At 71.2% G+C, this 12,841-nt stretch carries 12 protein-coding genes; all 12 read left to right on the top strand.

What is annotated here, in order from left to right; translation table 11 throughout:
- The first annotated feature begins 88 nt into the window (after positions 1 to 88).
- On the top strand, positions 89 to 1,459 hold the full coding sequence (locus MNZ27_RS16025; protein ID WP_308197974.1) for a sigma-54-dependent transcriptional regulator: 1,371 nt from the start codon (positions 89 to 91) through the stop codon (positions 1,457 to 1,459).
- A 248-nt stretch (positions 1,460 to 1,707) separates the two neighbouring features.
- A complete protein-coding gene (locus MNZ27_RS16020) occupies positions 1,708 to 1,938 on the top strand; it encodes a helix-turn-helix transcriptional regulator (RefSeq protein ID WP_242395097.1) in 231 nt (76 codons plus the stop codon).
- A gap of 96 nt (positions 1,939 to 2,034) precedes the next feature.
- Positions 2,035 to 3,093: a type IV pilus assembly protein PilM gene (gene pilM, locus MNZ27_RS16015; protein WP_242395096.1), complete on the top strand. Its 1,059-nt coding sequence runs from the start codon at positions 2,035 to 2,037 to the stop codon at positions 3,091 to 3,093.
- A gap of 2 nt (positions 3,094 to 3,095) precedes the next feature.
- Positions 3,096 to 3,689: a PilN domain-containing protein gene (locus tag MNZ27_RS16010; protein ID WP_242395095.1), complete on the top strand. Its 594-nt coding sequence runs from the start codon at positions 3,096 to 3,098 to the stop codon at positions 3,687 to 3,689.
- Positions 3,690 to 3,693: 4 nt separating this feature from the next.
- Positions 3,694 to 4,311 carry a type 4a pilus biogenesis protein PilO gene (gene pilO, locus MNZ27_RS16005; RefSeq protein WP_242395094.1) on the top strand — a complete coding sequence of 206 codons (618 nt, stop codon included), beginning with the start codon at positions 3,694 to 3,696 and terminating at the stop codon, positions 4,309 to 4,311.
- A gap of 19 nt (positions 4,312 to 4,330) precedes the next feature.
- A complete protein-coding gene (locus MNZ27_RS16000; RefSeq protein ID WP_242395093.1) occupies positions 4,331 to 4,885 on the top strand; it encodes a pilus assembly protein PilP in 555 nt (184 codons plus the stop codon).
- A gap of 6 nt (positions 4,886 to 4,891) precedes the next feature.
- On the top strand, positions 4,892 to 7,582 hold the full coding sequence (gene pilQ, locus MNZ27_RS15995; protein ID WP_242395092.1) for a type IV pilus secretin family protein: 2,691 nt from the start codon (positions 4,892 to 4,894) through the stop codon (positions 7,580 to 7,582).
- 286 nt (positions 7,583 to 7,868) lie between these two features.
- Positions 7,869 to 8,228, top strand: coding sequence for a roadblock/LC7 domain-containing protein (locus MNZ27_RS15990; RefSeq protein WP_242395091.1), 360 nt, complete (start codon positions 7,869 to 7,871; stop codon positions 8,226 to 8,228).
- Between the two features lie 105 nt (positions 8,229 to 8,333).
- Positions 8,334 to 8,906 carry an elongation factor P gene (gene efp, locus MNZ27_RS15985; protein ID WP_242395090.1) on the top strand — a complete coding sequence of 191 codons (573 nt, stop codon included), beginning with the start codon at positions 8,334 to 8,336 and terminating at the stop codon, positions 8,904 to 8,906.
- 58 nt (positions 8,907 to 8,964) lie between these two features.
- A complete protein-coding gene (gene accB, locus MNZ27_RS15980; RefSeq protein WP_242395089.1) occupies positions 8,965 to 9,522 on the top strand; it encodes an acetyl-CoA carboxylase biotin carboxyl carrier protein in 558 nt (185 codons plus the stop codon).
- A gap of 26 nt (positions 9,523 to 9,548) precedes the next feature.
- On the top strand, positions 9,549 to 10,931 hold the full coding sequence (accC, locus tag MNZ27_RS15975) for an acetyl-CoA carboxylase biotin carboxylase subunit (RefSeq protein WP_242395088.1): 1,383 nt from the start codon (positions 9,549 to 9,551) through the stop codon (positions 10,929 to 10,931).
- Between the two features lie 230 nt (positions 10,932 to 11,161).
- On the top strand, positions 11,162 to 12,841 hold a 1,680-nt coding region (locus MNZ27_RS15970), incomplete at its 3' end, for a tetratricopeptide repeat protein (protein ID WP_242395087.1).

The raw sequence follows: 12,841 nt of genomic DNA, 5'->3' as shown, positions 1-12,841 counted from the left end.
AGCATCGCACGGAGGACGCGCGAGCCGCTCGCGGATCTCGCCGGCCAGGCGCGGGCGGTCTCTGGCCCCGTGGTAGACTCGCGCCCCGGTGCTCCGCAGCGTGCTCATCGTGGACGACGAGTCGTCCATGCGCCACCTCCTGTCGGTGATCCTGAGCGACCGGGGGTACGACGCCCGCGCGGTCGCGACCGCCGAGGACGCGCTCCGGGAGCTCGAGGCGCACGACTACGACCTCGTCCTCACCGACGTGCGGATGCCGGGGATGGGCGGGCTCGCGCTCGTCCGGGCGCTGCAACAGGCGGCGCCGGAGCTGCTCGTCGTCGTGATGAGCGCCTACGGCACCCACGACGCCGCCATCGACGCGATGAAGGCGGGCGCCTACGACTACCTGCCGAAGCCGTTCAAGCCGGACGACGTGGTCCTGCTGCTCCGCAAGGCGGAGGAGCGCGAGCGGCTCGCCCGCGAGAACCGCCGGCTGCGCGGCGAGCTCGCGGCGGCCTACCGCCCGGACGCGATCGTCGGGACCTCGGCGGCGATGACGGCGACGCTCCGGCAGGTGCGCAAGGTGGCACCGCAGAAGACCACCGTGCTCCTCGAGGGCGAGTCGGGCACCGGCAAGGAGCTCATCGCGCGGACCCTCCACGAGCTCTCCCCGCGCGCGAGCTTCCCGTTCGTGGCGGTGAACTGCGGGGCGATCCCGGAGCCGCTCCTCGAGTCCGAGCTGTTCGGCCACGTGAAGGGCGCGTTCACCGACGCCCGCCGCGACAAGAAGGGGCTCGCGGCCGAGGCGGACGGGGGGACGCTCTTCCTCGACGAGATCGGCGAGCTGCCCCTCGCGGTCCAGGTGAAGCTCCTGCGGTTCCTCCAGGAGGAGGAGGTGCGGCCGGTCGGCGACGTCCGGGCGCGCAAGGTGGACGTGCGGGTGGTCGCCGCGACCGTCCGCGATCTGGGGCAGGCGGTGCGGGCGGGGCAGTTCCGCGAGGACCTCTACTGGCGGCTCAACGTGGTCGCGATCCGGCTCCCGCCGCTCCGGGAGCGGCGCGAGGACATCCCGGCGCTCGCGGCGCACTTCCTCGCCCGGTACGCACGGCTGCGCCCGGAGCTCGCGCCGCCGGAGCTCTCCCCGGAGGCGCGCGACGCGCTGCTCGCGCACCGCTGGCCGGGCAACGTGCGCGAGCTCGAGCACGCCCTGGAGCGGGCGGTGGTGCTCGCGGACGGCCCGGTGATCCGCGAGGAGGACCTGCCGGAGGCGGTGCGGCCGGGGCCGGCGCGCGCCGCCGCCCCGGGCTCCGCGCCGGAGGGGACGCTCTCGGTGAAGCGGGCGACCCGCGCCCTCGAGGAGCAGCTCATCCGCGCCGCGCTGGAGCGGACCGGCGGCAACCGCACGCGGGCGGCGGAGCTGCTCGAGCTGTCCTACCGGGCGCTGCTCTACAAGATCAAGGACTACGGCCTGGGGTGAGGGCGCGTGGCGGGTGCGGTCGGGGCGACGAGCGGAGCCCGGCGCGCGGGCCGGACCGCGACGTGTACGTGGAGCGAACACGTACGCACCGTATAACCTATAATTAGGCATCGCTTCGCCGCTCCGATATCTCCTGTCCCACAGCCGCCGATACCGGCGCCTGCCGCTTTCTTGATCCCATCGGTCGCGATCGCTTAGCGTGGCACCGCATGCCTGGCCGATCGCCCAACGCACCGGGGAGCAGGGGGATGGCGCGCCGCGCGCGCAACAACGTGCAGCGGCTCCGCGAGGAGCAGCTGCTCACGAAGGCCGAGCTCGCGCGGAAGGCGGGGATCTCCCCGCTCACGATCTCGCGCATCGAGAGCGGGCTCGAGTGCCGCGTGGACACGAAGCGGAAGATCATCCTCGCGCTGGGGCTCACGCCCTCGGACCGGCGCAAGGTGTTCGGCGCCGGGCGCAGCGGAGGGCGCACCCCGTGACCTCCGGACCTCCGCCGACCATGAGCCGCCGCGACGGGGCGGGGCTCGAGACGAGGCACGGGCGCTCGCGCCCGTGCCGGAAGTGAAGGGAGCGCCATGGCGAAGAGCAAGCTCGCCGTAGGGCTCGACATCGGCTCCTCCAGCGTGAAGCTCGTCCAGCTCAAGGAGAAGCGAGGCGGGTACGCGCTCCAGGCGTTCGGGACGGCGCCGCTGCCGCCCGAGGCGATCGTGGACGGGGCGCTGATGAACTCCTCGGCCATCGTCCAGGCGATCCAGGACGTCGTCGCGCAGCAGAAGCTCAAGACCAAGGAGGTCGCCATCGGCATCGGCGGCCACTCGGTCATCATCAAGAAGATCTCCCTCCCGCGCATGACGCAGGAGGAGCTCGACGAGTCGATCCAGTGGGAGGCGGAGCAGTACATCCCCTTCGACGTGAAGGACGTGAACATCGACACGCAGATCCTCACGCCGGAGGGGGACGCCGCGGGGCAGATGGACGTCCTCCTGGTCGCCGCCAAGAAGGACATGATCAACGACTACGCCTCGGTCTGCGCGGAGGCCGGCCTCACCACCACCGTGGTGGACGTGGACGCGTTCGCGGTCCAGAACGCGTACGAGGCGAACTACGACCTCGGCGCCGAGGACACGGTCGTGCTCGTCAACGTGGGCGCCGCCGTCTCGAGCATCAACATCGTGTCCCGCGGGGTGACGACCTTCACGCGCGACATCACGATGGGCGGGAACGCCTTCACCGAGGAGATCCAGAAGCAGCTCAACATCTCCTACGAGGAGGCGGACGCGCTGAAGGTGGGCGGGCAGGGCGAGTCCGACGCGGTCGTCCCGCAGGAGGTCGAGCGGGTGATCCAGGGGGTCGCCGACCAGATGGGCGGCGAGCTCCAGCGCTCCCTCGACTTCTACGCCTCGACCGCGCCGGGCGGCACGCTGTCCCGGGTCTACCTGTCCGGCGGGACCGCCCGCATCCCCGCGCTCTTCAAGGTCCTCGAGCAGCGCGCGGGCGTGCCGGTCGAGGTGCTGAACCCGTTCAAGAACATCGAGATCGACAACCGGAAGTTCGATCCGGCGGCGATCCTGGCCGCCGCCCCCGCCGCCGCCGTCTCGGTCGGGCTCGCCCTCCGCCGTCCCGGGGACAAGTAGCCATGGTCCGGATCAACCTCGTCGCCGTCCGAGTCTCGAAGAAGAAGGAGGCGGGCAAGCAGCAGCTCGTGCTGTTCGCCGTCGTCCTCCTCGCGGGGATCGTCGGGAACGTGATGTGGGCGCAGAGCCGGGCGGACGAGCTGAAGCGGAAGCAGGCCGCCGTCGCGAAGACGAAGGCCGACATCGCCCGCCTCGATCAGATCATCGGCGAGGTCACGAGCCTCAAGGCGCAGCAGGAGGAGCTCAAGAAGAAGCTGGCCGTCCTCGACGCGCTGAAGAAGGGGCGCAGCGGCCCGGTGAAGATGCTCGACGAGCTGGCGCAGATCACCCCCAAGAACCTCTCGCTCCGGACCCTCGACGAGAAGGACGGGCACATCAAGTTCGAGGGGAGCGCGGCGAGCAACTACGACGTCTCCCAGTTCATGGAGAGCCTCATCACCTCGAAGTACTTCGGGGACGTCGAGCTCAAGAAGACCACCGCGAAGACGGACAGCGGCTACCGGGTGGTGGACTTCTCCATCAACGCGTCCACCAAGTACGCCCCGAAGCTCGAGGAAGCCGCCGGCGCGCCGGGCGCGCGGAAGGCGAAGGGGTAGCGCCATGGAGAAGCTCCTCGACCAGATCGCGAAGACCCAGACCGGCGTCAAGGTCGCGGTCGTCGCCGGCGTGGTGGTCGTGCTCACCGCGCTCAACTACTTCATCGTGTCCGCCACGTTCGGAGCGCCGATCTCCGAGATCGAGCAGAAGATCACGCGGACCAATGCCGAGCAGAAGCGGCTCTCCGCCGACCTCGCGTACAAGACCGGCATCGCGAACGACCTGAACCGGTTCCGCCGCGAGCGCGAGCTCCTCGAGCAGCAGCTGAACGAGGCCCTCGCCGAGCTGCCGGAGCAGAAGAAGATCGAGGACATCCTCGACCAGTTCCAGGACCGCGCCCAGAAGGCCGGGCTCGAGATCGTGAGCATCGAGCCCAAGGCGCAGGAGCCGAAGGACTTCTACGCGAAGCTGCCGATCCAGATGGAGGTGGCCGGCAACTTCCACGAGATCGCGACCTTCTTCGACTCCCTCGGCCGTCTGCGCCGGATCGTGAACGTGAGCGGGATCCAGATGCAGAACCCGAAGGACGTCAGCGGTCGCGTCGTGGTGAGCGGAAAGTTCGTCGCGACGGCCTTCATGTTCATCGAACCGAAGAGCGCCACGGCGCCGAAGAAGAAGTAGCAGCGCGAGGATCGATCCCATGCGCCCCCGTCGAGCTCTCGCCCTCATCGCCCTGTCCGCCGCGCTCGCCGCGTGCGGCAAGCAGCCGCCCCCGCGCCGCGCCGCGCCCGCGCACGCCGCTACGCCGGCCGCGTCCGCCGCCACCGCGACCGCCACCGCGAAGGCACCCGCCGCAAACGACGCGGCGAAGAAGCCCGCCGAGGAGGAGTGGACCTACTCCTCGGTCGGGAAGCGCGACCCCTTCCGCTCGTTCCTGTCCGATCTCTCCGGCGAGAAGCAGAAGGCGCAGACCCGCTGCACCACCCCGCTCGGCCGGTTCGAGATCGAGCAGCTCAAGCTCGTCGCCGTCGTGACCGGCCTCGAGGATCCGGTCGCGATGGTCGAGGCGCCGAACGGCACGGGGTACAGCCTCCGCCGTGGCGCGTGCATCGGAAAGAACGGCGGCGTCGTGGCGGCGGTCCGCAGCGACGGCGTCGTGGTCTCGGAGTGGGTGATCCGCGCCGACGGCACCCGTGACCCCACGCAGACCGTGCTCCGCCTCCCGAAGCAGGCGGCGCTCAACCTCGAGGAGTAGCTCCCAATGAAATCCCGCCTCATGTCCTCCGCCGGCCTGCTCCTCTGGGGCGCCCTCGCGGTCGCGGCGCCAACCCCGGACGCGAACGCGATCCGCGCCATCGACGCGGCCGAGAAGGACGGCGCCCTCGAGCTCGCCATCCAGGGCTCCCGGCCGCCGTCGTACTCGGTCTTCAAGCTCCAGGATCCGCCTCGCCTGGTGGTGGACCTGGCCGGCGCGGACGTGTCCGCGGTGGCCTCGCCCGTCCCGGTGGGGAAGGGCGGCGTGGTGTCGGTCTCGACCGCGCAGTACCAGGACGAGCGGAGCGCCGTGGGGCGCGTCATCGTCGCGCTGGACGGCCCGCGCCGCTACGAGGTGACGCCGCGCGGGGACGCGGTCGTGGTCCGCGTCCTCGGCCCGGACGGCGCCACCGCGACGGCCCCGGTCGCGCCGAAGCCCGCGGTCCAGGCGGAGCCCCGCGCCCGCAAGGCGACCGAGCCGCTCCAGGCCGCTCGCGCCGAGCGGAGCGGCGCCGCCGAGCCGGCGCCGGCGCCGGCCGCGACGGAGTCGCGTGGCGGGGAGGACGATCACGTCGTCGCCCATCGCGTCGACGAGGCGAAGGCCCGCAAGCCCGCGCGGGCCGTCACGGCGGTCCGCCCCGGCGAGGACCGGCTGGTCCTCGCCACCGACGGCGACGTCGCGCGCATCGAGATCATCGAGCTCCGCGACCCGGCGCGCCTCGCCCTCGACCTCCACGGCGTCGCCCGCGCCCCGCGCGGCGCGGTCCAGCTCGACGGTCCGTTCAGCCAGGTGCGCTTCGGCAAGGACGCCGGCAAGGTCCGCGTGGTGCTCGACGCCACCGGCTCGCTCCCCGCCTACGAGGTCCGGCGCGTGCGCGGCGGCATCGCGGTCGTCGCCGGCGCGCGCACCGCCCGGGCCTCCTCGCCCGCCCAGGCGAAGCCGAGCCCGTCCGCCCGCCCCGAGCGCACCGCCGAGGCGGCCGCCGAGCCCGCGCACGCGAGCCGCGCGCGGATCTCCGACGTCCGCTTCACGAGCGACGGCGGTCAGGCGCGCATCCAGATCGCAGGCAAGGCGCCCTACGTCATCGCCCGCCCCGACCCGCGCACGGTCGTCCTCACCCTCGACGGCGCCGAGCTCCCGAAGGCGCTCGAGCGGTCGCTCGACACCACGGCCTTCAAGGGCCCGGTGATGATGGTCTCCTCCTTCAACCAGCCTGGCACCGGGCAGGTCCGCATCGTCGCGAGCCTGCGCGGCAAGGCGATCGACCGGATCGTGGAGACCCGCGACGGCTACGCCTGGACGCTCTCCGAGGCCGGCGAATCGCCGAAGGTCGAGGCGAGCGAGGCCCAGGCGGCCGGGTTCGCGGCCGAGGCGCCCTCCTTCGCGCTCTCCGGCGCCCCGCAGGCGCGCGGCTACACCGGCCGGCGCATCACCCTCGACTTCCACGACATCGAGATCCGCAACCTCCTCCGCCTGATCGCCGACGTCTCGAAGAAGAACATCGTCGTCGCCGACGACGTGAGCGGCAAGGTCACCGTCTCGCTCCGGAACGTGCCCTGGGATCAGGCGCTCGATCTCGTCCTCCGCTCCAAGGGGCTCGGCAAGGAGGTGATGGGCAACGTCATCCGGATCGCGAAGTTCGAGGACATCGCGAAGGAGCAGAAGGCCCGGGCCGACGCGGCGAAGGAGCTCATCCCCCTCGTCCCGCTCAAGGTCCGGATCATCCCGGTGAACTTCGCGCGGGCGAACGACATGTCGGCCCGCGTGAAGGACATCCTCTCCGAGCGCGGCTCGGTCTCCACCGACGAGCGGACGAACGTCCTCATCGTGAAGGACATCGAGGACAACCTGATCCGCGCCGAGCAGCTCGTCCGGAACCTCGACACCGAGACCCCGCAGGTGCTGATCGAGAGCCGGATCGTGGAGGCCTCGAAGAACTTCAACCGGGCGATCGGCATCCAGTGGGGCGGCAACGCCTCCTTCACGCAGGCGACCAACAACCCCCTCGGCGTGAGCTTCCCCCACAACGCCGCCGCGGCCGGCGCGGCTGGTCAGAGCCCGAACGACGGCACCGCCTCCACCCCGAACTACGCGGTGAACCTCCCCGCGGCGATCGGCCAGGGCGCGGGCGGCGGCATCGGGTTCGTGTTCGGGAGCGCCAACGGCGCGTTCAACCTGAACCTGCGCCTCTCTGCGCTCGAGAACTCCGGCGTGGTGAAGACCATCTCGGCCCCGAAGATCGCCACCCTCGACAACAAGGAGGCGACGATCGGGCAGGGCATCTCGATCCCGTTCTCCCAGACGTCGGCCTCGGGCGTGAACACCACCTTCATCGAGGCGAAGCTCGAGCTGAAGGTGACGCCGCACGTCTCGCAGGACGGGTCGATCCTCCTCAAGATCAGGGCGAGCAACAACGCGGCGAACCCGCAGCTCACCGGCGCGAACGGGCAGCCCTCCATCTCGAAGCGCGAGGCGGAGACGGAGGTCCTGGTGAAGGACGGCGAGACCACCGTCATCGGCGGCATCTACACCCGCCAGATGTCGAGCCACCGGTCCGAGGTGCCGTTCCTCGGGAAGCTGCCGCTCATCGGCTACTTCTTCCGGAGCACGACCGACGAGGACGACGTCACCGAGCTCCTCATCTTCATCACCCCCCGGATCCTGAACCGGCAGGCGACCATCGCGGCCGGCAGGTAGAGCCGGCGGGGAGCGGGGGGCCGCCGCCGCGGCGGCTCTCCGGGGACGGGGCCGGCCGGGCGCGGTCGGCCTCGTCATGAGGGCTCGACCCACACCCGCGGTAGGACCCGGCCGCCGGCTCCGTCGGGCCCGAGGTGGAGGGAAGGGCCGCGCACATCGCATGCATCTGACGCACCGCGTCCGTCCCGGTTCTTGACCTTCAGCGCGGGGGCAGGCTAGAACGGGCCGTTCTCCTGGCGTCAGCCCCCGAAAAACACGGAGCTTTTCACGCCGGAGGCATTCGACCATGGGCTTTCGCGAGCATTTGCAGGAGGTCTGCCGGAGCTGTGACGGCGCGGTCGCCTGCACGCTCATGGGCGTCGACGGCATCGAGGTCGACAGCCACGTCGAGGGCGGCGGCACGGTGGACGTGAAGTCGCTCCTCGTCGAGTACTCGAGCCTCTTCCGCACCGCCCGCGAGGCGGCCGAGGCGCACCAGGCCGGCGGGATCGACGAGCTCTCGATCTCGACCGAGCGGCTCGTCACCGTGGCCCGGCTCGTGACGCCGGAGTACTTCATGGCGCTGGCGCTCACGCCGGAAGGGAACTTCGGCAAGGCGCGTTACCTGCTGCGCGTCACCGCCCCGAAGCTACGGTCGGAGCTCTAGCGCCGGCGCTCGCCGCGGCGGCCGCCCCTCCCGCGAGGCGGGGACGCCGGGCGAGGAACATCTTTCCCGCATCCTCAGCAGAGGGATTCGAAGGAGCAGCGAGACATGGCAGACACCCTGGACACCTCGGCGTTCCGCCGCGGCCTCAAGATCGAGATCGAGAAGGAGCCGTGGGAGATCGTCGAGTTCCAGCACGTGAAGCCGGGCAAGGGCTCGGCGTTCGTGCGGACCCGCATCAAGAACCTCATCACCGGCCGCACGATCGACAGGACGTTCAAGTCCGGTGACGTGGTGGGCAAGCCCGACATCGAGGAGAAGGAGATGCAGTACCTCTACCGCGAGGGCGACCACTACAACTTCATGGACAACAAGAACTTCGAGCAGACGTTCCTCACCGCCGAGCAGATGGGGGACGCGAAGAACTTCATCAAGGAGAACACGACCACGCACATCCTGTTCTTCAACGGGAGCGCGATCGGCGTGACCCTCCCGAACTCGATGGACCTCCAGGTCGTCGAGTGCGATCCGGGCGTGCGCGGCGACACCGTGTCGGGTGCGACGAAGCCCGCGAAGCTCGAGACCGGCTACGTCGTCAACGTCCCCCTCTTCGTGAACGAGGGCGACACGCTGCGCATCGACACCCGCTCGGGCGAGTACCTCACCCGCGTCGCGGGCTAGTCTCGCGACCCTCTCCACCGTTGGCGCCTATCCACCCCGTCCCACAGGAGACGAACCGATGGCGACCCGTTCGCTGAAGCAGCAGCCCGAGCGCACCCCCGAGCCCACCCCGGCCGACGTGGGCTTCTCCCTCGAGGACGTAAAGAAGCTCGTCCAGCTCGTCGAGAAGAGCGACGTCACGCACATCGCGTGGCAGAAGGGGGCCGAGAAGGTCGTCATCCGCCGCGGCAACGTCGCGGTGCCGGTCGTCGCCGCGCCGGTCGTCCACGCGGCCCCGGTCGCCGCCGCGGTCCCCGCGCCGCTCGCGGCGGTGCCGACGCCGGCCCCCGCCGCGCCGGCCGCCGGGAAGGGCGACGCCAAGCCCGCCGACAAGCCGGGCACGGTCGTGAGCTCGCCCTTCGTCGGCACCTTCTACCGGGCGCCCTCGCCCGACTCGGCCCCGTTCGTCGACGTCGGCGCGAAGGTGAAGAAGGGGCAGACGCTCTGCATCGTCGAGGCGATGAAGCTCATGAACGAGATCGAGGCCGAGGTGGACGGCACGGTGGCCGAGATCCTGGTCCAGAACGCCACGCCGGTGGAGTTCGGCGAGCCGCTCTTCCGCATCGTCCCGGGCTAGCCCCGACAGCCGGAAAGGCGCGCCGCATGTTCAAGAAGGTCCTCATCGCCAACCGCGGCGAGATCGCGCTCCGCGTCCTCCGGGCGTGCAAGGAGCTCGGGATCGCCACCGTGGCGGTCCACTCCACCGCGGACGCCGAGTCGCTCCACGTCCGGTTCGCCGACGAGGCGATCTGCATCGGGCCGCCGCAGTCCAAGCAGAGCTACCTGAACCCGCGCGCCCTCCTCGCGGCCGCGGACATCACGGGCGCCGACGCGATTCACCCAGGGTACGGCTTCCTCTCCGAGAACGCCGAGTTCGCCACGATGGTGCAGCAGATGAACCTGCACTGGATCGGCCCTCGCCCGGAGATGCTCCACCTCATGGGCAACAAGGTGGCGGCGCGCGAGGCCATGGAGAAGGCGGGCCTGCCGCTCCTCCCGGGCGCGCGCGGGAAGCTCGCGGACGCCGACGAGGCCGAGCGGATCGCCGAGCAGGTCGGGTACCCGGTGATCCTCAAGGCCGCCGCCGGCGGCGGCGGGCGCGGCATGAAGATCTGCCGCCAGCGCAGCGAGATCCGGGTGATGTTCGAGACCGCCTCGACCGAGGCGCTGAACGCGTTCGGCGACGGGTCGATGTACCTCGAGCGGTACGTCGAGATGCCCCGCCACATCGAGATGCAGATCGTGGCGGACGAGCACGGGAACGTCATCCACCTCGGCGAGCGCGAGTGCTCGGTCCAGCGGCGCCACCAGAAGCTCATCGAGGAGTCGCCGAGCGCCGCCGTCTCGCCCGCGCTGCGGCGCGAGATGGGCGAGGTCGCCCTCCAGGCCATGAGGAAGGTCGGCTACAACAACGTCGGGACCATCGAGTTCCTGATGGACGAGAACGGCCGCTACTACTTCATGGAGATGAACACCCGCATCCAGGTGGAGCACCCGGTGACCGAGCAGGTCTACGGGCTCGACCTCCTGCGGGAGCAGATCCGGCTCGCCGCCGGCGAGAAGCTCGAGCGGACGCAGGACTCGGTGAAGCCGCTCGCGCACTGCATCGAGTGCCGCGTCAACGCCGAGGACCCGGTGACGTTCGCGCCGTCCCCCGGCCGGATCACCGGGTATCACCAGCCGGGCGGCTACGGCGTGCGCGTGGACACCATGGCGTACGAGCAGTACAAGGTGCAGCCGTACTACGACTCCCTCGTGGCGAAGCTCATCGTCACCGGGGCGAGCCGCGAGATCGCCCTCCGCCGCGCCATGCGGGCGCTGAGCGAGTACGTGATCGAGGGGATCAAGACCAACATCCCCTTCCACAAGCGCGTGCTCACCTTCCCCGCGTTCGTGCAGGGGCAGTACGACACCCGGATCGTCGAGCAGATCCTGAACCCGCCCGTGCCGGAGGAGGCCCCGGCCTCCCAGGCCGTGGCCGGGTAGCGCCGCTCCGCCGCGCCGGCGGCATCGGGAGACCGGGGGTCGGGCGCCCTGAGCACCGACCCCCGGAATCACCGAAATCCCGCGTCACTTCGCGGGATTCGCGGCTTGACCGGACCCGACACCTTCCGTTACGCTCGCGAACGCCCTGGCTCCGCGTCGGCGCCGGTGCGCGTCGTCGCGCGCGCACCCTCGCGGCCGCGGCTCCCCCCTTCGCGAGCACCTCCGGCCCGATGGCTGTCGACAAGAACAAGATCATCGCCGAGGCGACGAAGCTGGTCCAGAAGGGGGCGCTCGACAAGGCGATCGCGGCGTACCAGAAGATCACCGCCGAGGATCCCAAGGACGTCCGGATCCTCCTGAAGATCGGCGAGCTGTACCAGAAGAAGCGCGAGGACAAGCTCGCCGCGGACGCCTTCCAGCGCGTCGCCGAGACCTACTCGGAGCAGGGCTTCTTCCTGAAGGCGGTCGCCGTCTACAAGCAGATCGTGAAGCTCGACCCGGACGACACCCGGGTGAACGAGCGGCTCGCGGGCCTGTACCAGCAGCTCGGGCTGCTCAGCGACGCCATGGGCCAGCTCCAGCACATGGCGACCGCCTACGAGAAGGCGGGCGACGGCGCGCGGCTCATCGACGTCCTCCAGCGGATGGTCGAGCTCGATCCCGAGAACATCGCGTCCTCGATCAAGCTCGGCGAGCTGCACGCGCGCTCCAACCAGCCCGGGCCCGCCCTCGAGTGCTTCCGGCGCGCCGCGGAGTACCTGAAGAAGCACAGCCGCACGGACGAGTACCTGAAGGTCGCGGAGCGGATCGCGGCGCTCCAGCCCGACGATCTCGCCCTCACGCGGGAGCTCGCGAACATCTACCTCGCGAAGGGCGACACGAAGCGCGCCCTCGCCAAGCTCCAGCTCTGCTTCAAGGCGAACCCGAAGGACGTGGACACGCTCCACCTCCTCGCGCAGGCGTTCCGCGACCTGGGCCAGACCAGCAAGACGGTGTCGGTCTACAAGGAGCTCGCCCGCGTCCACGAGGAGCAGGGGCGCGCCGCCGACGCGAAGGCCACCTGGCGGAAGGTCCTCGAGCTCGCCCCGCACGACGAGGACGCCACCGCCGTGCTGGGCGCGGCGCGCACCCCCACGCCCCCGCCGGTGCCCCCTCCGGCCGCGGCCCCGCGGGCCCCGCCGCCCGGTCCTCCGCCGGGCGCTCGGGCCGCACCCGCCGCGGTGGTCGGGCCCGGCGGCGCCGACGCCATCCCGAAGCTGCTCACCGAGACCGACGTGTACGTGAAGTACGGTCTCCACGACAAGGCGCTCGATCACCTCAGGAAGATCCTGGCGATCGACCCGCAGTGCGCCGAGGCCCACGAGCGCATCCGCGACGTCCACCTCGCCGCGAAGCGGCCCGCGGAGGCCGCGGCGGCCGGCGCGACCGCGATCCGGGCGCTCCTCGCCGCCGGCGAGGCGGATCGCGCGCGCGAGGCGGTGGTGCGGCTCCGAGCCATCGCCCCCGCTCACCCCGAGCTCGCGACCCTGGCCGCCGCGGCCGGCGGCACCGAGGAGGTGGCGCTCGAGCCGGCCGACGTCGAGGAGGTCGTGATCGACCCCGGCGCGGACGCCGAGCTCGCCGAGCCGATCGACGACGACGCGCTCGCGCTGGCCGCCGCCGGCACGGAGGGCGACGAGATCGTCGAGGACGAGGAGGAGCCCGCGCCGGCGCCTCCCGAGGACGGGGTCGCGCTCGAGATCGCGGAGCCCGAGCTCTCGCCGGAGCCCGAGCCCGAGCTCGAGCTCGCGCCGGAGCTCGTGGTCGAGCCGGACGCCGTGGTCGAGCCGGACCTCGACGCCGCGGGGGACGCGCTCGCCGAGGCGGCGGCGCAGGCCTCGGCGGATTCGGACGAGGTGATCGAGGAGCCC

The sequence above is a fragment of the Anaeromyxobacter oryzisoli genome, assembly GCF_022690765.1.
Taxonomy (GTDB): Bacteria; Myxococcota; Myxococcia; order Myxococcales; family Anaeromyxobacteraceae; genus Anaeromyxobacter; species Anaeromyxobacter oryzisoli.
The sequence above is the reverse complement of the archived record's forward strand: the minus strand, read 5'-3'. Positions and strand labels throughout refer to the sequence as shown.

Coding starts and splice junctions, on each gene's coding strand:
- MNZ27_RS16020 (WP_242395097.1), top strand. CDS start 1,708: ATGGCGCGCCGCGCGCGCAACAACGTGCAGCGGCTCCGCGAGGAGCAG.
- pilM (WP_242395096.1), top strand. CDS start 2,035: ATGGCGAAGAGCAAGCTCGCCGTAGGGCTCGACATCGGCTCCTCCAGC.
- MNZ27_RS16010 (WP_242395095.1), top strand. CDS start 3,096: ATGGTCCGGATCAACCTCGTCGCCGTCCGAGTCTCGAAGAAGAAGGAG.
- pilO (WP_242395094.1), top strand. CDS start 3,694: ATGGAGAAGCTCCTCGACCAGATCGCGAAGACCCAGACCGGCGTCAAG.
- MNZ27_RS16000 (WP_242395093.1), top strand. CDS start 4,331: ATGCGCCCCCGTCGAGCTCTCGCCCTCATCGCCCTGTCCGCCGCGCTC.
- pilQ (WP_242395092.1), top strand. CDS start 4,892: ATGAAATCCCGCCTCATGTCCTCCGCCGGCCTGCTCCTCTGGGGCGCC.
- MNZ27_RS15990 (WP_242395091.1), top strand. CDS start 7,869: ATGGGCTTTCGCGAGCATTTGCAGGAGGTCTGCCGGAGCTGTGACGGC.
- efp (WP_242395090.1), top strand. CDS start 8,334: ATGGCAGACACCCTGGACACCTCGGCGTTCCGCCGCGGCCTCAAGATC.
- accB (WP_242395089.1), top strand. CDS start 8,965: ATGGCGACCCGTTCGCTGAAGCAGCAGCCCGAGCGCACCCCCGAGCCC.
- accC (WP_242395088.1), top strand. CDS start 9,549: ATGTTCAAGAAGGTCCTCATCGCCAACCGCGGCGAGATCGCGCTCCGC.